General features: G+C 64.2%; 20 protein-coding genes. 6 read left to right on the top strand and 14 right to left on the bottom strand.

Annotation, left to right across the window (positions count from 1 at the left end):
* Positions 1 to 296: 296 nt before the first annotated feature.
* The 7 genes from V6M52_RS03965 to katG form a co-directional block, all read right to left on the bottom strand.
* Positions 297 to 443 carry a hypothetical protein gene (locus V6M52_RS03965; protein WP_332699663.1) on the bottom strand — a complete coding sequence of 49 codons (147 nt, stop codon included), beginning with the start codon at positions 441 to 443 and terminating at the stop codon, positions 297 to 299.
* Positions 444 to 577: 134 nt separating this feature from the next.
* Entirely contained in the window at positions 578 to 1330 is a 753-nt protein-coding gene (locus V6M52_RS03960) for a molecular chaperone DjiA (RefSeq protein ID WP_332699661.1), read from the bottom strand.
* Between the two features lie 121 nt (positions 1331 to 1451).
* Positions 1452 to 2252, bottom strand: coding sequence for a hypothetical protein (locus V6M52_RS03955; RefSeq protein ID WP_332699659.1), 801 nt, complete (start codon positions 2250 to 2252; stop codon positions 1452 to 1454).
* A 211-nt stretch (positions 2253 to 2463) separates the two neighbouring features.
* Positions 2464 to 3363, bottom strand: coding sequence for a methylenetetrahydrofolate reductase [NAD(P)H] (metF, locus tag V6M52_RS03950; protein WP_332699657.1), 900 nt, complete (start codon positions 3361 to 3363; stop codon positions 2464 to 2466).
* Between the two features lie 12 nt (positions 3364 to 3375).
* The gene (locus tag V6M52_RS03945) at positions 3376 to 4326 is read right to left on the bottom strand and encodes an ArsR/SmtB family transcription factor (protein WP_332687794.1); all 951 of its coding nucleotides are present in this window, start codon (positions 4324 to 4326) and stop codon (positions 3376 to 3378) included.
* Positions 4327 to 4400: 74 nt separating this feature from the next.
* Entirely contained in the window at positions 4401 to 5531 is a 1131-nt protein-coding gene (locus V6M52_RS03940; protein ID WP_332687795.1) for a DUF2336 domain-containing protein, read from the bottom strand.
* A 177-nt stretch (positions 5532 to 5708) separates the two neighbouring features.
* A complete protein-coding gene (katG, locus tag V6M52_RS03935) occupies positions 5709 to 7898 on the bottom strand; it encodes a catalase/peroxidase HPI (RefSeq protein WP_332699655.1) in 2190 nt (729 codons plus the stop codon).
* Between the two features lie 95 nt (positions 7899 to 7993).
* On the opposite strand from katG, the gene V6M52_RS03930 reads away from it, so the two are divergent.
* On the top strand, positions 7994 to 8911 hold the full coding sequence (locus V6M52_RS03930) for a hydrogen peroxide-inducible genes activator (protein ID WP_332699653.1): 918 nt from the start codon (positions 7994 to 7996) through the stop codon (positions 8909 to 8911).
* Positions 8912 to 9027: 116 nt separating this feature from the next.
* On the top strand, positions 9028 to 9531 hold the full coding sequence (locus V6M52_RS03925) for a nuclear transport factor 2 family protein (RefSeq protein ID WP_332685926.1): 504 nt from the start codon (positions 9028 to 9030) through the stop codon (positions 9529 to 9531).
* Between the two features lie 49 nt (positions 9532 to 9580).
* Here the strand turns inward: V6M52_RS03925 and rarD are convergent, their stop codons facing one another.
* A complete protein-coding gene (gene rarD / locus V6M52_RS03920) occupies positions 9581 to 10534 on the bottom strand; it encodes an EamA family transporter RarD (protein ID WP_332699651.1) in 954 nt (317 codons plus the stop codon).
* 199 nt (positions 10535 to 10733) lie between these two features.
* Between rarD and V6M52_RS03915 the strand changes: the two genes are divergently transcribed.
* Positions 10734 to 11183: a host attachment protein gene (locus tag V6M52_RS03915; RefSeq protein WP_332685922.1), complete on the top strand. Its 450-nt coding sequence runs from the start codon at positions 10734 to 10736 to the stop codon at positions 11181 to 11183.
* Between the two features lie 194 nt (positions 11184 to 11377).
* Here the strand turns inward: V6M52_RS03915 and V6M52_RS03910 are convergent, their stop codons facing one another.
* From V6M52_RS03910 to ettA, 4 genes are all read right to left on the bottom strand, one after another.
* A complete protein-coding gene (locus V6M52_RS03910) occupies positions 11378 to 12229 on the bottom strand; it encodes an alpha/beta fold hydrolase (protein WP_332699649.1) in 852 nt (283 codons plus the stop codon).
* A complete protein-coding gene (locus tag V6M52_RS03905; RefSeq protein WP_332685918.1) occupies positions 12223 to 12546 on the bottom strand; it encodes a hypothetical protein in 324 nt (107 codons plus the stop codon). Before V6M52_RS03905 ends, V6M52_RS03910 begins: the two co-directional genes overlap by 7 nt.
* A 10-nt stretch (positions 12547 to 12556) precedes the next feature.
* Positions 12557 to 12883 (bottom strand): hypothetical protein, encoded by a 327-nt coding sequence (locus V6M52_RS03900; protein WP_332699647.1) that lies wholly within the window; start codon positions 12881 to 12883, stop codon positions 12557 to 12559.
* A gap of 167 nt (positions 12884 to 13050) precedes the next feature.
* Positions 13051 to 14706: an energy-dependent translational throttle protein EttA gene (ettA, locus tag V6M52_RS03895; protein ID WP_332699645.1), complete on the bottom strand. Its 1656-nt coding sequence runs from the start codon at positions 14704 to 14706 to the stop codon at positions 13051 to 13053.
* 166 nt (positions 14707 to 14872) lie between these two features.
* On the opposite strand from ettA, the gene V6M52_RS03890 reads away from it, so the two are divergent.
* Entirely contained in the window at positions 14873 to 17056 is a 2184-nt protein-coding gene (locus V6M52_RS03890; protein WP_332699643.1) for an AI-2E family transporter, read from the top strand.
* An 85-nt stretch (positions 17057 to 17141) separates the two neighbouring features.
* Positions 17142 to 18044, top strand: a complete 903-nt coding sequence (locus tag V6M52_RS03885) for a TolB family protein (RefSeq protein ID WP_332699640.1) — start codon at positions 17142 to 17144, stop codon at positions 18042 to 18044.
* Here V6M52_RS03885 and V6M52_RS03880 read toward each other — a convergent pair.
* A complete protein-coding gene (locus tag V6M52_RS03880) occupies positions 18020 to 19279 on the bottom strand; it encodes an MFS transporter (protein ID WP_332699637.1) in 1260 nt (419 codons plus the stop codon). The two genes, V6M52_RS03885 and V6M52_RS03880, sit on opposite strands and share 25 nt — an antisense overlap.
* Positions 19280 to 19349: 70 nt before the next feature.
* On the opposite strand from V6M52_RS03880, the gene V6M52_RS03875 reads away from it, so the two are divergent.
* Positions 19350 to 19781, top strand: coding sequence for a helix-turn-helix domain-containing protein (locus V6M52_RS03875; protein WP_332685906.1), 432 nt, complete (start codon positions 19350 to 19352; stop codon positions 19779 to 19781).
* 13 nt (positions 19782 to 19794) lie between these two features.
* On the opposite strand, the gene V6M52_RS03870 is transcribed toward V6M52_RS03875, so the two are convergent.
* On the bottom strand, positions 19795 to 20895 hold the full coding sequence (locus V6M52_RS03870) for a methyl-accepting chemotaxis protein (protein WP_332685904.1): 1101 nt from the start codon (positions 20893 to 20895) through the stop codon (positions 19795 to 19797).
* Between the last annotated feature and the right edge of the window lie 34 nt (positions 20896 to 20929).

Here is a 20929-nt window from a genome sequence, read left to right as displayed (position 1 = left end):
CTTTCTGTGGCACTTTCCCTGAGGTCGCCCTCGCCGGGCGTTACCCGGCACCGTGTTTCGATGGAGCCCGGACTTTCCTCCAGCAGCAGGTTACCCCACTGCCAGCGGCCACCCGGTCAACTGGCTGGCGCTGTTGTGCGGGAGAGCGGCAAATGCGTCAAGTCGACATTCGAGCGATGGGCCGATGGGCTCGGCCGCGTCTCATGGCGCGTCAAAAGCAGAAGGGTCCCCGGACTTTTGTCCAGAGACCCATCGATCAGCGGTACGACCGTCCCACTGGCCGGTCGCGAGCTGGCTTAGGTCGTGGGCGACAGAGAATCGGTCCACTTCTCGCAAAGCGACGCGTCCTTGAACGCGCAATTCTGAGCGGGAGCGGCGAAGGCAGGGGCCACTGCGGCAACCAGTACGGCAGAGGCGAGAGCGGCGGCGATGAGCTTTTTCATGTGATGTCTCCTTGTTGACGACATGAAATTAGCGCTCCCAACATTGCCCCAGCATTGCGAGATCGTTTCATTTGCTCAGCGATATCATTAACTTCCGTCCATCTGCGCGCCGGCCCCCGACGCCAGAATGGGTGTCAAGCGCTCGCGGGATCGGCCGTCAGCAGCGGCATCGACTTGGGCTTGGTCAAAGCCTGATAGGCCAGGTTGATCACCTTCATCCGCGCCGTCGCCACATCGATCAGATCTTCGGGCACGCCCTTGGCGATCAGCCGGTCGGGGTGATGCTCGGCGACGAGGCTGCGATAGACCCGGCGGATCTCGTCGGGCGGCGCATTGGGGGCAAGGCCCAGCACCATATAGGGGTCGACCCCGGCCTCAAGCCGCACATGCTGGCTGGCCATCTGCTCGAAGCGCACATCGTCAAAGCCGAAAATGTCGCTGACCGATTTGAGATAGTCGAGCTCGGCCTCATGCACCATGCCGTCGGCGGTGGCGATGTAGAACAGGCTGTCGAGCACGTGCTCAAGTGTATCGGGACTGTCCTGGAAGAAGCGCGTCACCTTGCGGGCATAGGAATCGTAGCCGGCAACATCCTGCTTGGCCAGGTTGAACACCCGCGCCACCTGCTCCTCGTGGCCGGCGGCGATCTCCACCGTGGCGCGAAAGGCGCGCTCCTCGGAGGCGGTCACCACGCCATCCGCCACTGCCATCTTGGCGGCCAGGGCAATCAGCGCCAGGGTAAAGGCGGCGTCACGGCCGCCGGGCAGCCAGGTGTCCGGGTCGAGCGCATTGCACAGCGAGCCAGCCAGGCCGGTGCGCTGGCTGAACGAGCCGACGAAGTCGCTCAATCGCTGCCACATGTCGGTTTTCTCTTCAGGCTCGCGCATGCTTTTCCGAACCGGCAGCGCCACTTGAGGGAATCGTGCAGGCTCGCTGCCCGATCAGGACGCGCATGCTATCGACTGCAGAACCTGCGGTCCATCACCGACGGCGCATAGCCGCCTTGCCCTACTCGGCGAAGAAGGAGAAGGATTCTTCCTGCCAGCCAATGACGCGATCGCGGCGCCGCGGGTTGGGGCCCTGGTCGAGAAAGAAGCCGTCCGGATCGTACTCCGGATCGACGATTGCCGCTGGCTGGCCCTGCCGCTGGCGTGCCGCCAGGAATTCGGAGAGCGGGCCGGCTTCCCAGTCGGCCAGTTCGTCGGCCGTGATATTGGCCGGCGGGCGAACCAGCCCGGGCGGAAGGATGACATCGGCCGGTGCCAGCGCAGCCACTGGCCGGGGCCGCATGGCAAGCGGCATCGGCACGGGTGCTACCTTCTGGGGAATGGAAGCCACCTGCACCGGATCGACTGCAACCGGCTCTGCCGGCGTTGTCACGATCGGAGTGCGCACAGCCGCTTGCGCAGGCGCGGCGGGAGCGTTGGGGTCGGTGATGTAGCTGGGCAGCGGTTTACCCGACTGCAGGAAACTGTCGACAATATCAGCCGTCTGGGCGGCAGGCCGCACAGCGGGTTTCGCCACCGGCACAGTGGGCTTTGCCGGAGCGACCACGGCCACCTCGGTCGCCGGCTTGACCGGCGAGACCGCAGCTACCTGAGCCGCCGGCTTGGCGACCGGCGCGGCGGGCCGCTGGCTCAGCGGCGCCGGCACCGGCGCAACGGGTTCGATGACGGCAACCTGCTCCCGCACCAGGGTGGCGGACGGGCCGGAAAACTGCGCCGACAGCAGGTCTGCCGTGGGCACGCCAACGACGAGAAGAACACCGGCCCAGGCCAGGCCATTGGTGATACGGCGGTCGATTGTCATGGTTCCTACGTCCCGTTTGCTCCGCCCTCTTGGCGAATGGAGCCGGATTTTCGTGGCCATTTTATGGAATGGCGCACTTTGCCAGCAATGCCACCCGCAAGCTGAACCGAAGCTGAATGACGCCTTCTGAGCTCCCAGCCGCGCGGGCCGAGAGCTGATGGCACCAGAACATGGCTAACACAAGGTTAATATCGGTCGAGACGGGCCCCGGTTATGGCTCGGAGCGCCGCCCCAGGATGCGCGCCAGTGCCAGCGCCAGCGGCGAACGGTTATGGGTATAGATGTGGAACTCAGTGACGCCCTCGTCCAGCAGTTCGGTCACCTGCTCGGCCGCCACGGCCGAAGCCACCAATGCATGGGTTTCGGGCTCCTCGTCTAGCCCCTCGAACCGCTCGGCCAGCCAGCCCGGGATCGAGGTGCCGCAGCGCGAGGCAAAATTGGCAATCTGCTTGAAGCTGTGGATCGGCTGGATGCCCGGCACGATCGGCGCGGTAATGCCGGCGGCACGGGCACGCTCGACATAACGCAGATAGTCGCCGTTCGAGAAGAACATCTGGGTGATGGCGCGTTCGGCCCCCGCGTCGAGCTTGCGCTTGAGATTGTCGATCTCGGTCGCCCAGTCCGGACTCTGCGGATGCTTTTCGGGATAGGCCGCGACCGAAATATCGAATTCGCCGATCCGGCGCAGCCCACCCACGAGGTCGGCCGCATTCTGGTAGCCCTCGGGATGCGGGGTGAACGGCTGGCCCACGCCCTCCGGCGGATCACCGCGCAACGCCACGATGCGATTGATGCCGGCGGCCTGATAGCCGCGCACCACCGCGTCGACCTCGTCACGCGTGGCGCCAACACAGGTCAGATGCGCGGCGGCATCGACGCCGGTCTCGGCCTTGATGCGGCTGACCATGCGCAAGGTGCGCTCGCGGGTCGTACCGCCGGCGCCGTAGGTCACCGAAACGAAGCGGGGCTTGAGCGGCGCCAGCTTGTGCACGCTCTCCCAGAACTTTTCTTCCATGACGTCGGTCTTGGGCGGAAAGAACTCGAAGGAGATCTGCAGCTCTGGGCGCTGGCCCGCCGTCTGGCGGCTGGCTCGGAGATTGTCGTCAAGCATAGGTATATCCGTTCAAGTCTTGTCGCTGAGGCGCCACAGGCAAACCGTCAGTCCGCGTTCACTGCTCTGGCTGGGAAACTCGCGCACAGCCTCGACAACGAGACCTGCCGCCGCGGCCCAGCCGCTCATCTGCGACTGCGACAGGCCAAGCCGCCGATGGGCATGCTCGCTGCGCAGGAATTCGAGGTCGTGCGGGGCGAAATCGACGATGATCATTTCGCCACCCGGCTTGAGCAGGCGTCGCGCCTGCGCCAGCATGCGGCCGGGATCGTCGAAATAATGCAGCACCTGGTGGACGACGATGACATCGGCTGGCCCGGCCGTCAGATCGACATCCCCGATATCGCCCAGCCGTGCCTGAGCATGATTGATGCCCGCGCTGGCCAGCCTGGAACGCGCCACGGCCAGCATCTCGCGGCTCGAATCAATGCCGATGCCGCGCCGATAGGAGTCGGCCAGCACCTCGAGCATACGGCCGGTACCGGTCCCCAGATCGATGAGCGTCTCGACCCGCCGGCCGCCCAGCGCATCCACCACGGCCGCTTCCACTGCCTCCTCGGGCACGTGCAGCGTCTTGAGCAGATCCCAGCTGCCGGCGACCTTGGCGAAATACTCGCTGGCCCGCGCCTGCTGGTTTGTCCGCGCCGCCTGCTGCCGCTCGATATCACGGCTGCGTTCAATATCGGTGTCGTCGACGCGGGTGATGAGCCACTGCGCCAGGGCCGCTGCATCGCCATCCTGTGCCAGGCCATAATAGGCCCAGGCGCCCTCGGCATTGCGCTCGATCAGCCCGGCATCGGCCAGGAGCTTAAGATGCCGCGATACGCGCGGCTGGCTCTGCTTGAGAATCTCGGTGAGGTCCTTGACCGAATGGTCGCCATCGGCAAGCAATGCCAGGAGGCGCAGTCGGGTGTCCTCACCCGCCGCCTTCAGCACTGTCACCAATTCGTCGAGCTTCGCCATCGCTCCTCACTAGATATAAAGATGTCTTTATATCTAGTTGAAGTGGAGGTCCAGAGGGATGTTGGCGCTGGCGCCTAAGCCACCACCTGGCCGCGATCTTCGCTGACCGCCCGCTTGCGAAACGCATGGGCGCGCCACAGTTCGAAAATGCCCTGGGCCTCGTCGATATCAAGGGCCTCGAAGCGGCTGACCACCATCTTCTTGTCAGCCTCCGAAGGCAGGTCGCGCCACGGCAGCGTCGCCACGATGGCCTCGAACATGTCCGGCTGCAGGCTAGCCGCCTTGAGGGCAACGGTGATCGCCACATAGTCCTGGCTGGCCAGCCATTTGACGAACACTTCGGGCGCGACGCTCAGCATCACAGTGAGCGCAGCCGCCGCGTGGTGGCCATAGCCGAAGCGCGCGAAGCGGGCCAGCGCCCGATCGTTGAGCTGCTTACGGTCACTGAGCGCCTTGACCTGATTATACGCCACCTTCCACTCGGTGGCCGAGAAGCCGGCGCGGTTGCGCATGCGGTTGTAGACGACGGCATTGATCTTGCCGGCAGCCACCGGATCGAGGCGCCGCTCGACGTCGCCCAGCGTCTCCAGCACCTTGCTGGCCACCGTGTCGATTTCCCCGCGCAGCGACTTCCAGTCGATATCGTGGCGATTGCGCAGATCGGCGGCAATCTCGGCATCCCGAGCCGCGCGTTCCACCAGCTTTTCCAGCGTTGCCTTGTCGAACTCGGCATTGGCATTGCGCACCAGGCGAACCACCGAGGAGCGGTCCCCATGCTCGACGATCGCCTCGCCGACCCGCTCGGGCACATTGGTGCGGCCGGCGATGGCAAGACGATGCTCTTCGCTCTGGCTCGCGATGATGTCGATCAGATCGTCATCGGACAGGACGTTGGAAAATTCGAGCAGTGGCTTGGCCACTTCGATGACGTCATTGGCGAGCTTGACCACGACGGTGCCAGGCGCTCGCTCGAGTGGCGCCAGAAGCTTGGCGACATGCACCCGCGCCTCGACCTCGACCAGCGCCGCCAACTGGCACAGCACCTCGTCATATTGAGCGACTTGCTCATCGTCGCACCGGTCTGACACATAGCTGAAGAGCTGTGCCATGTTCCGGAACAACTGCTCGCGTTCGGAATGGTTGTCCTCACCATTCAATACGCGAAAACTCGAAAACGCCCGTAGGCCTTCGTCAAGCTCGCTCATTCGCATACTCCCGGCTTCTGCCGTACTAGGAACCCCGAGGATGCATGGGGACCTTCTTGCGCAGGCTGAAGGCAAAGGCGGGCAATTGATTCAAGTTTTAACGAAGGTCGGGCCCGGCAAAGCAAAGGCCCCGCCATGGTGGTGGCGGGGCCTTCATAGCCGATCTTGTCGGGGACCCTAGCGCAGGTCGAACCGATCCGCGTTCATCACCTTCACCCAGGCAGAAACGAAATCCTGCACGAACTTGCCCGTCGAGTCGGACTGGCCGTAGATTTCAGCCAGCGCACGCAATTGCGAATGCGAGCCGAAGATCAGATCGACGCGCGTACCGGTCCAGCGGATCGCCCCGGTCTTGCGGTCGCGTCCCTCATAGACGCCCTCTTCCCCTGCCTTGGGTGCCCATTGGGTGGCCATGTCCAGCAGGTTGAGGAAGAAGTCGTTGGTCAGCGTTCCCGGCCGATCGGTGAAGATGCCGTGGTTGTTGACGCCCACCTTGAGCACGCGCAGGCCACCGACCAGCACCGTCATTTCCGGACCGGTCAGACGCAGCAGTTGCGCCCGGTCGATCAGCGCCTCTTCGGGCTGCATGAACTGGCGGCCGCTGAGATAGTTGCGGAATCCATCGGCGCGCGGTTCGAGCGCAGCGAAGGATGCGGCATCGGTCTGCTCTGCAGAGGCATCCATGCGGCCCGGCGTAAACGGCACCGTCACGTTCCGCCCGGCAGCTGCCGCGGCCTTCTCGATGCCAACGCCACCGGCCAGCACGATGAGATCGGCCAGCGACACCTTCTTGCCACCAGCCTGGAAATCCTGCTGGATCGCCTCCAGCGTCGCCAGCACCCTGGCGAGCTGGGTCGGCTGGTTGACCTCCCAGTCCTTCTGCGGCGCAAGGCGAATGCGCGCGCCATTGGCACCGCCGCGCTTGTCCGAGCCGCGGAAGCTCGAGGCCGAGGCCCAGGCGGTCGAAACCAGCTCCGATACGGATAGGCCCGAGGCACCGATCTTCTGCTTGAGCTGGGCAATGTCCTGCTCGCCCACCAGTGCATGGTCGACGGGCGGGATCACGTCCTGCCAGATCAGGTCTTCCGCCGGCACTTCGGGACCGAGATAGCGAACCTTGGGACCCATGTCGCGATGGGTCAGCTTGAACCAGGCGCGCGCGAAAGCATCGGCGAACTGATCGGGATTTTCCAGGAACCGGCGGGAAATCTTCTCATATGCCGGGTCGAAGCGCAGCGACAGGTCCGTGGTGAGCATGGTCGGCAAGTGCTTCCGCGTCGGGTCGAACGCGTTGGGAATGACGGCGTCGGTCGTCTTGGCCACCCACTGCTTGGCGCCGGCGGGACTGGCACTCAGCTCCCACTCGTACTTGAACAGGTTCTCGAAGAAGAAATTGCTCCAGCGCGTCGGCGTCTGCGTCCAGGTGACTTCGAGGCCCGAGGTGATCGCATCGGCGCCGACGCCGGTGCCGAACTTGCTCTTCCAACCCAGGCCCTGGTCTTCGAGATCGGCGCCTTCCGGCTCGGCCGCGATCAGCGACGGATCGCCCGCGCCATGCGTCTTGCCGAATGTGTGGCCGCCGGCGATCAACGCCACCGTTTCCTCGTCATTCATCGCCATGCGGCGGAAGGTCTCGCGAATGTCGCGCGCCGCCGCCACCGGATCCGGATTGCCGCTCGGCCCTTCGGGATTGACATAGATGAGACCCATCTGCACCGCGCCCAGCGGCTCGGACAGCTCCCGCTCGCCACTATAGCGCTCGTCGCCCAGCCAGGTGCCTTCGGGGCCCCAGAACAGCTCTTCGGGCTCCCACACATCGGCGCGGCCGCCGGCAAAGCCGAAGGTCTTGAAGCCCATGGATTCCAGCGCGACATTGCCGGTCAGGATCATCAGATCCGCCCAGGAAATCTTGTTGCCGTATTTCTGCTTGATCGGCCAGACCAGCCGGCGGGCCTTGTCGAGGCTGGCATTGTCCGGCCAGGAATTGAGCGGCGCGAAGCGCTGCTGCCCCTGCCCCGCGCCACCCCGGCCGTCGGTAATGCGATAGGTGCCGGCGCTGTGCCAGGCCATGCGGATGAAGAGCCCGCCATAGTGCCCGAAATCGGCCGGCCACCAATCCTGCGAATCGGTCATCAGCGCACGGAGGTCCCGCTTCACCGCTTCCAGGTCGAGCGTCTTGAACGCCTCGGCGTAGCTGAAATCGGCATCCATCGGATCGGACAGGCTCGAATTGCGATGCAGCATCTGCAGGTCGAGCTGCTTGGGCCACCAATCGCGGTTCCCGCGGCTCTTGCCGCCACCATGGTTCACAGGACACTTGCCTTCCGCGGGTGCGCCCTGCGCTTCGGCGTTTAGCTTTTCGTCCATTTTGGTGCTCCTATTGCTTCTCACAGCTTCTATAGAAAGCCCATATCGATTAGACCAATCGATAATTCCTCGGGCATCAATAGGATTTACTTATCATGGAAATCTCGCTGAAGCAGATGCGCTATGCCGTGGCAGTGGCGCGGACGGGGCATTTTGGCCAGGCAGCCCAGGATTGCTCGGTGACCCAGCCCGCTTTGTCGCAACAGATCCTGGCGCTCGAGGCCCAATGCGGCATGCCCCTGTTCGATCGCCTCAAGTCCGGCGCGCAACTGACCCCGTTTGGTGGTGAATTCATCCGGCGGGCCAGGGAGGTCGTCGAGCTGGCCGACACTCTTTCCGCCTTCGCCCGCGGTCATACCGGCCAGCCGGGCCGCCCGCTCCGCTTCGGTCTGATTCCCACCGTGGCCCCTTACCTGCTGCCGCAGATTTTTCCCGCGCTTACCGCCAATTTTCCGACGCTGGAATTCACCATCAGCGAAAACCGCACCGATGCGCTGATCGTCGGGCTTGGCGATGGAAGCATCGATATCGCGCTGATCGGCACCGAGGCCCCCAATGATGGTCCGCGCCTGGTCAGCGCGCCACTATTCGATGACCCCTTCATGCTGGCCACCAGCGCCGCCGAATTCCCTGAAGGGCCCGTGACGCTGGCCGCGTTGCACCCGGAGCGCATCCTGTTGCTTGATGAAGGGCACTGCTTTCGCGACCAGACCATTGCCGCCTGCCGGCTCGACGGCGATCCCTCGTCCCGCACCTTCGCCGCCACCTCGCTCTCGACCATTGTGGAATTCGTCGCCAATGGTCAGGGGGTCACCCTGCTGCCGCAGATCGCGCTGCGCAAGGAAGCCACCGACCCCCGCATCGCCATTCACCCGCTGGGCTCACCCGGCGCGGGTCGCGTGCTGTCATTGGTCTGGCGCGAGGCGACCCCGTTCGGCACAACCTTCGAGAAGATGGTCGGCGTCATCCGGGCCACGCGCCGCAGCCATACACCCGATCTGGCAGTCACCTGAGGGTATCTATGGCCCCGCCGGGTTCCTCCTTGCCGCTCATCGGGCCGCTGCCTATTTGCGCAGCGCTGTGGGCATGCGCTCCGGCACGATGACATGCGTCACAAAGGATACCCACCATGCAAAACAAGCTTACGCGAGCCGCACTCGCCATCATGCTGACCGTGGCTGCCCCGATAACCTCAATGGTTCACGCACAGGAGGCCGTGGTAGCCGCGGAGGACAAGGAGGCGCTCTTTACCAGCACCGACCCGCAACTCAACGCCAACAAACAGGTTGTGTACCGCATCATGCGCGACCTGCTGGAGGCCAATCACTGGGATCTGGCGGACGAATTGCTCACGGAGCGGTACATCCAGCACAATCCGGCCGTGCCCTCCGGCCGCGATACGGTGGTCAATTTCTTCACCCAGGTGCTCAAGACCGAGCCCACCCCCATTCCGGCAAAGCTGCAGACACCCGTGGTCTTCGTTACCGCCGAAGGCGATCTTGTAACCGTCGCCACGGTGCGCGTGGAGCAAGAGCCCCAGGACCCCACCAAGACCTACACCACCACCTGGTACGACACCTGGAGGATCGTGGATGGCAAAGCCGACGAACATTGGGACGCTGCCGTCAAGTAAATAGCCGCAGTGTCAGGAGGCGGGCAGAATCCGCCTCCTGACCACAAGTTCAGGCTGCGGCCACACGCCCCCGCCTGCGGAAGCTGTCATAGCTGAACACCATCAATGAAATCCAGATCAGCCCGAAGCTGAGCAGGCGCAGCCCGTTGAGGTGCTCGCCGAACACCAGGATCGCCAGCAGGAACTGGATCGACGGCGCGATATATTGGAACATCCCGATGGTGGTCAGCCGCAGTCGCCGGACGGCAAAGGCGAACAGCAGCAGCGGAATGGCCGTCGCCGGGCCGGTGAGCACCAGCCACGTCATCAGGTACGGGTCGGCATGCACGCCGGGGCCTGAGGTAATCAGCGTATAGCCGACAAAGGCCAGCGCCACCGGCGTCATCATCGCCGTCTCGGCAAACAGGCCCGTGGCGGGCCCCAGCTGAGCCGTCTTGCGGAAATAACCATAGAACCCGAATGACAGCGCCAGGCCCAGCGCGATGAAGGGAATGGTGCCCAGCGCAATGGCCTGGATGGCGATGGCTATGGCGGCGATGAGGATCGAAACGGTCTGCAGCCGGTTCTGCCGCTCACCCAACAGGATCATGCCCATCAGCACATTGACCAGCGGGTTGATGAAATAGCCGAAGCTGGCTTCCAGCACCTGTCCGGTTTCTACCGCCCAGACATAGAGCAGCCAGTTGCCGGCCAGCAGCACCGCCGACAGCAGCGTGCCCAGCGCCCGTCGCCGATCGGCGAACAGCGCCCGTACATCGCCAAAGCCACCAGAGAACCTCAGGATCACCGCCAGCAGCACCAGCGACCACACGGTACGCTCGGCCACGATCAGCGCTGAGCCGGCCGCTTCAACCTGCTTGAACAGCAGTGGCAGGAAGCCCCACAACAAATAGGCTGCCAGCGCCGCCAGTACGCCATTGCGCGCATCGGTGCCGGCAGGATGGGATGGAGCGGCCACGACAGGCGGCGCGATGGCCTCCGGGGCGGATTCGGGAAGGGACATTGAAAACTCCGCACCCCCAGATGAGGTGCCTGAAAGCTGCCTGATATCAGGGTGCCCGCCGCGCCGCCAATCAGAGTTTGTGATCCGGCGGCCTTGCAAAGCTGATGGGAAAGGCCAACCTTTCGTCCACGAGGGCGTTGATCGAGTGGCGCCGCCTCCGGCGCTCCCACCTTTCGACCAAACCAGCAGGAGCTCACTCATGAAAAAGACCGTCACCTGGGTTTTGATCGCCGATGGCACGCAGGCGCGTGTCCTCGAAAACACCGGTCCGGGCAAGGGGCTCAAGCAGGTTAGAGGACTTGATTGGACCATCGGCGCGTTCTCCGCACAGGATATCGTCTCCGACAGGCCCGGCCGCAGCCACTCCTCCGTCGGCCATGGCCGCAGCGCCATGGAGCCCAGGACCGATCCGGTCGAACATCGCGAAACCGAATTCCTCAAGTCGCTGGCCGCCGTCCTCGATCGCCATCAGCAGCAGGGTGATTTCGACCGTCTGGTGATTGCCGCCGGCCCGGACGCGCTGGGTGAAATCCGCAAGGCCGTGTCTGCGGCAGTCAAGAAGGCCATCATCGCCGAACTCAACAAGGACCTGACCAATCTGCCCACCGCAGAGCTCGACCAGCACCTCGACGGCATCATCGCGGCTTAGGTTGGCGGTCGCCCGTAGCAGTAGCCCCGTGCTGAGGGGAATGGAGACAATTGCGATTATTTTCCAACGCCGTAACGACAAAAGCCGATTCAACTTTCCAACAAGTTGAATCGGCCCTTCAATGCCTTGAATCACTTACTTAACGCGTTGAATCAGTCCGCGAGCACGACCGTCGCGCCGCCCAGCGCCCAGCCCTAATCCTCTGTATCATCGATATTTTCCTCGTCGTCGCCACCCTCGATGGCATCGAGAAATTCCAGCAGCATGGAGTTGACCAGTTCCGGCCGCTCGATACTGGGAATATGCGCCACGCCCTCCAGTACCGCCGCAAAGGCATTGGGCATTTCCTCGGACAGATGCTCGTGCCGGTCGATCAGCGCGGTGAAATCCTCATCGCCCACAAGCAGCAGTGTCGGCGCCCCAACCTCGGCCACGCGCGCCCAGGCGCTCGGCCGACGCTCTTCCAGAGTCAGCGCCGGCTTGGCCAGCACGATGGCATTCATGTCCATGAACAGTTCGCGCGCCACCCCGCCCACCCGACCGCTTTGCGCGCGCGGGCCGTCGAGCCATTCATGCGCCTGCACGCGGTTGAGCATGTCGAGATCGCCGCGCTCATAGGCGTCCTCTTCGGCCGCCTCGATCTGGCTCTCGGCATCGGTGGCGCTCCACGGCGCCCCGGTCACCGAGGTACCGATCAGCACCAGCCCGATCACCCGGCCCGGATGGCGCAGGGCAAAGTCCACGGCCAGCCCACCGCCCATCGAGCAGCCGACAAATACCGCGGCATGAATATCGAGCGCCTTGAGCACCGCTTCGAGATCGTCGACATGGTTGAATGCCTCGTCCGCGCTCACCGTCTCGCCATAGCCGCGCCGGTCATAGGCGATGGCCTGCCAGCCCTCTTCGGCGACCGCCGCCATCTGGTCGTCCCACATCCGCTTGTCGCAGACCCCGGCATGCAGGAACACCACCGGCAGGCCCTCGCCCGCGTGCAGCCCGGCCAATCGTGCCTGGCCCACATCGACGGAAAATGCCTGGCCTACCATGCGCAGATCTGGGTCCCGGTGGCGTCGCTCACCCAGCAGGCGCCATCTTCTTCGGACCGGCGATAGGGTCCAGGCAGCGCCACCGAGCGCCCGCCCGGCTCAAAGACCGCGCCGACCGTGGCCATGCCGGGCGAGTCCACCCATACCTGATAGGTCGGCATGCCCTCCGAGGAAATTTCGAAACTCCCGGCATCGTCCAGCACTTCGAACGTGCAGGGATAAGCCAGATCATCGGTGGTTTCGCACAGCGCATCCTTGGCGGACGCGCCCGTGGTCAGCAGCAGCGCCGCAAGGCCTGCTCCCATCAAGACCTTCATCGAAAGCCTCCTATTGCTCGAGCAGCACGCAGAACTGATAGTCCGCATCGCGCGCCCAGCATCCCGGCTGCCCGTCCACCGGGCGGAGGTCGCGCAACACCTGCGGCGGCTGCCCCGGCGCGGCGTCCGCGGCGATCACATAGCCCTCGCCCATGCCATCCTCGATCACCGCGAAGGCAAAAATAGCGCCATCGGGCAATTCGAACGTCAACCCGCCGCCATCCAGCGCCACGTCGCAATCGAAGCTGTCATACCCCGTCACCGAACACTGCCCCGGCGCCGCCGCTGCGGCTACCACCATCGCGGCCCAGATCAGGGTCGCTGTCAGAAATCTCATTTTGCCCCCACAGCAACGGGTGGACCATTGGCGTCCGCCCGGCAGTCATCACAATCGATAAGTCTATGTCGCACAGTTTTGTCCATCCCGCACTATTCTCGGGGCATAGATCGACTGCGCTCGTTAACAGAAAGGCCGGCGGCTGCGCCGCCGGCCCTCCAATATTGCTACCGCGTCAGCGGCTTATACGTAGCGCGCTTCGGGTTCACCGCGTCGGCACCGAGCCGTCGGATCTTGTCCGCCTCATAGTCGGCGAAGTTGCCTTCGAACCATTCCACATGGCTGTCGCCCTCAAAGGCCAGCATATGCGTGGCCAGCCGGTCGAGGAACATGCGATCGTGGCTGATGATCACGGCGCAGCCGGCGAATTCCTCCAGCGCCTCTTCGAGCGCGGCGAGGGTTTCGGTGTCGAGATCGTTGGTCGGCTCGTCGAGCAGCAGCACATTGGCGCCGCTCTTGAGCATCTTGGCCAAGTGCACGCGGTTGCGCTGTCCGCCCGAAAGATTGCCCACCTTCTGCTGCTGATCGCCACCCTTGAAGTTGAACGAGGACGTATAGGCGCGCGAATTGACCTCGCGCTTGCCCAGCATCAGCACCTCGTCGCCTTCCGAGATTTCTTCCCACACGGTCTTGTTGGGGTTGAGGCTGTCGCGGCTCTGGTCGACGTAACCAAGATGCACGTTCTCGGCCACCGTGACCGAGCCGCCGTCCGGCTTTTCCTGCCCCGTCAGCATCTTGAACAAAGTTGTCTTGCCCGCGCCGTTCGGCCCGATAATGCCAACAATGCCACCCGGGGGCAGCTTGAAGCTGAGATTGTCGATCAGCAGGCGATCGCCATAGGACTTGGACAGCCCCTCGACGTCGATGACATTGTGGCCCAGCCGTTCGCCGGCCGGAATGATGATCTGCGCCGTGCCGGACATGGTCCGCGCTTCGTTGATCTTGACCAGTTCGTCATAGGCCTTGAGGCGAGCCTTGGACTTGGTCTGGCGCGCCTGCGGGCTCTGGCCCATCCATTCCTTTTCGCGCTCCAGCACCTTGGCGCGAGCGGCGTCCTCACTCTTCTCCTGGGCAAAGCGCTTGGCCTTGGCGCCCAGATAGGCCGAATAATTGCCTTCGTAAGCCACGCCGCGACCGCGATCGAGCTCGAGGATCCAGCCGGTGACATTGTCGAGGAAGTAGCGATCGTGGGTGATGATCAGCACGGCGCCCTCGAACTCGCGCAGATGGCGCTCGAGCCACGCCGTGGTCTCGGCGTCGAGATGGTTGGTGGGCTCGTCCAGCAGCAGCAGATCGGGCTTGCTGAGCAGCAGCGCGCAAAGCGCCACGCGGCGGCGTTCGCCACCCGACAGCTTGGTGACATCGGCATCGGCCGGCGGGCAGCCGAGCGCTTCCATCGCCACTTCAACCTGCGATTCCAGATCCCACAGATTCTCCGCGTCGATCTTGTCCTGGAGGGCCGTGGCCTCATCGGCCGTCTCTTCGGAATAGTCCATCATCAGTTCGTTGTAGCGATCGACGATGGCCTTCTTTTCCTTGACGCCGGTCATGACGTTGCCCAGCACGTTGAGCGCCGGATCGAGCTCGGGCTCCTGCGACAGATAGCCGACCCTGGCACCCTTGTCGGCCCAGGCCTCGCCCTGGAACTCGGTCTCGACGCCGGCCATGATCTTGAGCAGGGTCGATTTACCCGAGCCGTTCGGACCGAGGACACCAATCTTGGCGTCGGGGTAGAAGGAGAGATGGATATTGTCCAACACCTTCTTGCCGCCGGCATAGGCTTTGGACATTCCGTGCATGTGGTAGATGAACTGGCGAGCCATAGGCTTGCGGACCTCTTCGAGACTTCCGTGGATTTGGCCGTCTATGTAGGCCAAGAGGCTCGCAGGGGCAACGGGCACCCTGCCACATTGGGCAATCGCGCAACGCCGGGCGAGCCGGAACATTTTCCCCCAGTGCCGCGTTTCCTGTGGCCGGGAGATTACAGCCTTGCCTCAGCGTCATCTGCCATTCCCGTCAGACCTTCCACGCCGCCCCGTTTTCGAGAGCGTGGCGACGTTCGCGCTTCTGGCGGCCCTGCTCTATCTCGGCGCAGCAATACTCGTACCGCTGGTTCTGGCCATCCTGCTGGCCTTTGCCCTGGCGCCGCTGGTAACCTGGTTCAATCGGCGGCTGCGTCTGCCCGATCCGGTGGCGGTCATCCTCTCGGTGGCACTGGCGCTCGCCACGCTGGCCGGCTTTGCCTTCATCGCCGGCACCCAGGTCGTCAAGCTGGCCGCGGAACTGCCGGGCTATCAGGAAACCATCACCGCCAAGATATCCGGCCTGCAGGAGCAGTTCGGCAGCAACACCTTGCTCGACCAGATCGATGCCGCCATTGCGGGCCTCAGCGACCGGATGGCGGGTGCCGAGGAGACACGACCCGGCGCGCCCATCCCCGTTACCATCTCCAATGAGATCGGGCCGCTCGGCATATTGAGCTCGGTGCTGGGCTCGATCATCGGCCCGGTCGCTACCGTCGCCATCGTGACGGTCTTCCTCATCTTCCTGCTGATGGGCCGCGGCGACCTGCAGGAACGCTTCATTCGCCTGGTCAGCGCCGGCCGCTATTCGAAAACCAACATCGCTATCGCCGATGCCAGCGAGCGCGTCGGACGTTACCTGCTGATCCAGCTTGCCGTGAACACTGCCTACGGCACCATTTTCGGCATCGGCCTGTGGCTGATCGGCGTGCCCAGCGCCGTGCTCTGGGGCCTCTTGATCATCCTGTTCCGCTACATTCCCTTCGTCGGCGCGCTGATCATCGCGGTGGTACCCTTCCTGCTCGCCTTCGCCGTCGACCCCGGCTGGAACATGTTGCTGCTGTCGGTTGGCCTGTTCCTCGTGCTCGACCTCACCACGGCCAATGTCATCGAGCCCCGCCTCTATGGTTCGAGCACCGGCGTATCGCCCCTCGCCATCCTGCTCTCGGCCATGTTCTGGGCCACCATGTGGGGACCGGTCGGCCTGATCCTCGCCACCCCCATGACGGTGTGTCTCGTGGTCATCGGGCGGCATCTGCCACAGTTCCAGTTTCTCGATACGCTGCTCGGCAGCGAGCCGGTGCTGTCGCCGCCCGAGCGGCTCTACCAGCGCATGCTGCGGGGTAACACGGAAGACGCCATCGAGATGACCGAAGATCATATCGAGGAGCACGATACCCAGCATTACCTCGACGAGGTCATGCTGCCGGCGCTGCGCCTGGCCAGCAATGAGCTGGCTGACGGCCCTGAGGCCCTGCCGCAACGCCGCCAATTGGTACAGTCGTTCGAGGCCCTGATCGGCGAGGTGGCCAAGGTCGACTGGCCTGAACACAGCACCTTGCTGCTGATCGGTGGCCGGACCGAGATCGACGAGTGCGCCGCCACGCTACTGGGCATCCGCCTGGCCAATGAAGGCATCACCAGCCGGGTGCTGCCGCCGGTGGCAGTCCGGCAGGAGGCGATCGGTCGTCTCGATCTCGACGGCGTCGAGGCCGTGATGCTGGTCTTCATGGGCGACGATATCCGGGCCCAGGCACGCTATGTCGCGCGCCGCATCGGCCGGATGGCCCCCGACACGCGCGTCATTGTCTGCGCCCTGCACGAATTGAGCGCGCAGGAATCCACCGAGACCCTGCACGTGGACACCGTCTATCGCTCAATCGACGACGCAGTCGAAGGCGCGCTGACCAGCCTGCGCCAGCTTGAAATCAGCGAGTTGCACGCCAGCGGCAAGACCGAGCCCTTTGCCGGGGCCGGCCGCGGCGACGACGCACTCGGCCAGGCCATCGAGCACATCGCCGACACCTTCGGCATCCCCTTCGCCACGATCAACCTGCTGCTTGATGATCGCCACGCCGAAGACGAGGCTGCCTTCCGCCTGACCAGCATCGTCGCCGAAACGCGCCAGCCGCTGATCGTCCACTCGCAGTCCCCCCATCCCCTGGTGGGCGACAATGCCTACCTGCAAACCAACGGCATCGACCTTTACGCAGCCGTCCCGCTGATATTGGCGGATGGTACCTGCATAGGCGCCCTGGCGCTTCTCGACTACGAACCGCGGGCCTTTGGCGCAGAAGAGGTGGCCCAACTGGAGGCCGCGGCCCAGGATCTCGTGCAGCGCTTTGGCGACGGCGGCGCCGTCGCCGCGTAAACGGCAAGGCCATGGGGCTGATGACTGGCGGGGAGAAATATTGTGCTCTAGGCTCCCCTGCCTCACCCGCGTTTTCAGGTTCTCCATGCCCCCCATATTTCCGCGCCGTGGCCGCTCGCTTGCGCCCGGCCAGCGTTCCGAACTGATCGTCATCGATCTGGCTGGCAACCAGCAGCTGGTCTATGCGACCGACGAGGTGATCGAGGCCCCCAACTGGAGCGCGAACGGCCGCTGGCTGGTGTTCAATGCCGGCGGCAGGCTGTTTCGCATTGCCCCAGACGGTGGTGAACCCGAGCAGATCGACACCGACCCGCTGGCCGATCTCAACAATGACCATGTGCTGTCGCCCGATGGCAGCACCATCTATGTCAGCTCCGACGACGGCCATCTCTATGCCGTGCCCTTCACCGGCGGCACGCCGCGCCGCGTCTCAAACACCCACCGCACGCGCTTCCATTACTATCTGCATGGCATTTCACCCGATGGCGCGACGCTTGCCTATGTCGCGGTGGAACAGCGCAATGACGAGCGCCGGGTCAACGTCTTCACCATCCCCGCCGCCGGCGGGCCCGACACGCGGCTGACCGACCATTCCGTGCCCAATGACGGCCCGGAATATTCTCCCGATGGCCGCTGGATCTATTTCAACTCGGAGCTGGCGGCGAGCCGCCCCGGCCATGCTCAGATTTTCCGCATGAACGCCGCCGACGGCAGCACGCTCGAACAGTTGACCTTCGACAGCTATGTGAACTGGTTCCCGCACCTCTCGCCCGATGGCCGGCATGTCTCGGTGCTGAGCTATCCGCAGGGCACCACTGGCCATCCCGCCGACAAGGATGTGCTGCTGCGCCTGATGGCGCCGGAGGGCGGCCCCATGCTCAACCTCGCCAGCTTCCTTGGCGGTCAGGGCACCATCAACGTCAATTCCTGGGCGCCCGACAGCAAGAGGTTGGCCTATGTCGCCTATCCGGTGGATCCTGCCGCTTGACCACTGGCCTCGCCTGCCGCCCGGTTGGCCCTGCGCGACAAGCATAGGGCGATGACCGCCATAATGCCTGCAACGATGAATGTCAGGCGCAGTCCGTCCCCGATCGCGGCGGGTGTTGCTTGCTCGAAATTGCCCGTCCCCGCGCCAAACGCAAACACCGCCCCCATCGCCGAAGCACCCAGGATCAGTCCGAGATTCCGCGACAGACCGAGCAGCCCCGCCACGACGCCACGCCGATCCGGGGCGACCGCGCTCATGACCGCGGCATTATTGGCCGCCTGGAACAGCTGATAGCCCGGCGTCAACACGACAATGGCGAGCGCGTAGCCCCAGATGCCGAAAGCCTGGGGCAGGAATGCCAGCGAGAACGCTCCGACAGCCAGCATGGCGAGTCCAGTCCCGATGGCACGCCGTGATCCCCAAAGATCGACCGCATGTCCCGACGGAACCCCGCTGAGGATCGAGATTACCGGACCGACGGTCATGACCAGTCCGATAGACAGATCACCCAGCCCCAGGCCCTGGCCAAGATAGAACGGCCCGACGACAAGCGTCGTCATCATCACTGCTGCCACCAGGAAGTTGGACAGCAGTCCCAGACGCAGTCCCGTGCCAGGCAGGGAACCGACGCGCTCTGGCGCCGCGCCCGCTCCGCCTGTTCCAGCGGGCAGTATGCGAGCAGCTAGCAGGAGCGTGAGCAGGCCAAGAGGAACCAGGACCAGGAAAACGCCACGCCAGCCGGTGGTCGAAATGAGCAGGCCGCCGACTGCCGGCCCCAACGCCGTTCCCAACGCCGACATGGTCCCGAGCAGGCCCAGCGCGCGTCCCATGCGGTTCTCCTCCGCCGTTTCGCGCACGAGGGCCATTGTCAGGGTCATGAGAAAGGCCGCCCCAACGCCCTGCAGCATCCTTGCCCCCACGAGCATGCCGAGATCGACGGCCAGGCCACAAAACAGCGACCCCGTGGTGAAGAGGCCGAGCCCGACAAGCAGCATGGGCTTCAGCCCGTACCGGTCACCGAGCCGGCCCACGAGCACCGCGCAGATGGTAAGGGCCGCCAGATAGGCGATGATAACCCATTGCACAGCTTGAAACGGTGCGGACAGATCCCGCGAAAGCACCGGCAGCGCGATGTTTGCGATGCTGGTGCCGAGCGATGCCAGCAGCATGGCGAGCGCCAGCACCAACGCCGGCCAGTACCCTCTCATGTTCCGTTGTGATTTCGTCGCGCCCATTCCGCTGTTTTCCTTGCCTTGATCCGTTCGAGAAGGCACTCTACGAATTCAAGCCAACTTGAGGTCAAGCATGAAATTGCTGGATATCGGACAGGTCTCGGAGAAGGCTGGGATAAGCCCCTCGGCGCTGCGTTATTATGAGGAGATCGCGCTGATTTCATCAGTCGCTCGAAAGGGTCTCAGGCGTCAGTTCACGCCCGATGTGCTTCTGCAATTGGCCCTGATCTCGATGGGCAAGTCCGCAGGTTTCTCGCTCGATGAAATTTCAGGCATGTTCGGCCAGAACGGCCAACCCGAGCTGCCGCGCCCGGTCCTCCACCAGAAAGCCAACGACATCGACCGGCAAATCCGGCGGTTGAGCGCGCTTCGTGACACGCTGCACCACGTCGCCGATTGTCCGGCGAAATCACACCTGGAGTGCCCCACCTTCAGGCGCCTTGTCAGGGCGGCCGGTCGGCACCGCGACACGGGCAAGCCGCGGCGCAGCGCGGTCCCCGCGTGAGGGTGCGCGAGGGCTATCTGTGCGCCATGCCCAGAGCTTGGCGGATACTGTCGTCCTGCTCGGTGCGTTGCGTGACGACGCCCCACCAACCCAACCCGTCATATTCCTGGTAGCCCAGCGTCCGCGCGAAGGCGATGATATTGCCGCTGCCGTCGTAATAGCTGCCGCGCTGGCGGTCTTCGTGGCGCAGGTCGAAACTGGTGAATCGGCTCTCCGGTCGGGTCGAGGCAATCACCTTGCCCTTGCCGTCAAGCAGCATTACCTCCGTCCGCTCGGCGATCTTGGGCGGCAGCGCCGCCTCCGTCTCGACGATGGATTGCCCCTGGTTCTGCCAGTCGAAATAGACGCCCAGCGTGCCCAACACGGCCCCATTGGCGCGGCCATTGGCCCGTACCGCGGTGCTATAGACCAGCACGTCCTGCCGGTCGTGATGGGCGCTTTCCATCACGTCTCCCACGGCATAGTCATCGCCCGAGGCCGTTCCGCGGGCCGCGCGGAACCAGGCTTCGCGCGAAAAGTCGGCCCCCAGGAGGGTGCGGGCATGGGCCGGATTGGCACTGGCCACCACCCGGCCCTGCGCATTGGTCAGCACCAGATCGCAATAGACGCTGTAGAACTTGTTGATGGTCGCCAGCCGCTCGGCGGCAAAGGCGACGGCATCGGCGTCCGCCCCCTCGTCCAGCGCCTGCCACAAGGCGGTATCGGTCGCCCACCAGCGCACGTCGGCCGTCCGCTCATAGAGATTGCGTACGATCAGCTGTACCAGCGATTGCGCCAGGTCGATCAGGCGCACGCCTTCCATCTCGTCAACCAGCGTCTCGCTCATGGTGCGGCTCAGCGATATCCGTCCCACCAGCACATCCTGAAAGCGCACCGCGATGTCGGCGGCTCGGTCGGCCAGGCGCTGTACTTCGTCGGCCACCACGGCAAAGCCCTTGCCGGCGTCGCCGGCCCGCGCCGCCTCGATAATCGCATTGATTGCCAGCAGCTTGGTCTGCTTGACGATCTGCAGATTGCTGTTCGAGTAGCTCTGCAATTCCCCGCTAATGCCATCCATGACCACCCGCATGGCGCGGGGCGAGGCGCTTACGGCCGACTTGTCGTTCGAGCTCATGCCTGATCCCAGTTGCACCGTGGGTCGACGCTCG

The organism is Devosia sp., from assembly GCF_036676215.1.
Classification (GTDB): Bacteria; Pseudomonadota; Alphaproteobacteria; order Rhizobiales; family Devosiaceae; genus Devosia.
This window is presented reverse-complemented; position numbering and strand designations above follow the sequence as displayed.

Coding starts and splice junctions, on each gene's coding strand:
- V6M52_RS03965 (WP_332699663.1), bottom strand. CDS start 443: ATGAAAAAGCTCATCGCCGCCGCTCTCGCCTCTGCCGTACTGGTTGCC.
- V6M52_RS03960 (WP_332699661.1), bottom strand. CDS start 1,330: ATGCGCGAGCCTGAAGAGAAAACCGACATGTGGCAGCGATTGAGCGAC.
- V6M52_RS03955 (WP_332699659.1), bottom strand. CDS start 2,252: ATGACAATCGACCGCCGTATCACCAATGGCCTGGCCTGGGCCGGTGTT.
- metF (WP_332699657.1), bottom strand. CDS start 3,363: ATGCTTGACGACAATCTCCGAGCCAGCCGCCAGACGGCGGGCCAGCGC.
- V6M52_RS03945 (WP_332687794.1), bottom strand. CDS start 4,326: ATGGCGAAGCTCGACGAATTGGTGACAGTGCTGAAGGCGGCGGGTGAG.
- V6M52_RS03940 (WP_332687795.1), bottom strand. CDS start 5,531: ATGAGCGAGCTTGACGAAGGCCTACGGGCGTTTTCGAGTTTTCGCGTA.
- katG (WP_332699655.1), bottom strand. CDS start 7,898: ATGGACGAAAAGCTAAACGCCGAAGCGCAGGGCGCACCCGCGGAAGGC.
- V6M52_RS03930 (WP_332699653.1), top strand. CDS start 7,994: ATGGAAATCTCGCTGAAGCAGATGCGCTATGCCGTGGCAGTGGCGCGG.
- V6M52_RS03925 (WP_332685926.1), top strand. CDS start 9,028: ATGCAAAACAAGCTTACGCGAGCCGCACTCGCCATCATGCTGACCGTG.
- rarD (WP_332699651.1), bottom strand. CDS start 10,534: ATGTCCCTTCCCGAATCCGCCCCGGAGGCCATCGCGCCGCCTGTCGTG.
- V6M52_RS03915 (WP_332685922.1), top strand. CDS start 10,734: ATGAAAAAGACCGTCACCTGGGTTTTGATCGCCGATGGCACGCAGGCG.
- V6M52_RS03910 (WP_332699649.1), bottom strand. CDS start 12,229: ATGGTAGGCCAGGCATTTTCCGTCGATGTGGGCCAGGCACGATTGGCC.
- V6M52_RS03905 (WP_332685918.1), bottom strand. CDS start 12,546: ATGAAGGTCTTGATGGGAGCAGGCCTTGCGGCGCTGCTGCTGACCACG.
- V6M52_RS03900 (WP_332699647.1), bottom strand. CDS start 12,883: ATGAGATTTCTGACAGCGACCCTGATCTGGGCCGCGATGGTGGTAGCC.
- ettA (WP_332699645.1), bottom strand. CDS start 14,706: ATGGCTCGCCAGTTCATCTACCACATGCACGGAATGTCCAAAGCCTAT.
- V6M52_RS03885 (WP_332699640.1), top strand. CDS start 17,142: ATGCCCCCCATATTTCCGCGCCGTGGCCGCTCGCTTGCGCCCGGCCAG.
- V6M52_RS03880 (WP_332699637.1), bottom strand. CDS start 19,279: ATGGGCGCGACGAAATCACAACGGAACATGAGAGGGTACTGGCCGGCG.
- V6M52_RS03875 (WP_332685906.1), top strand. CDS start 19,350: ATGAAATTGCTGGATATCGGACAGGTCTCGGAGAAGGCTGGGATAAGC.
- V6M52_RS03870 (WP_332685904.1), bottom strand. CDS start 20,895: ATGAGCTCGAACGACAAGTCGGCCGTAAGCGCCTCGCCCCGCGCCATG.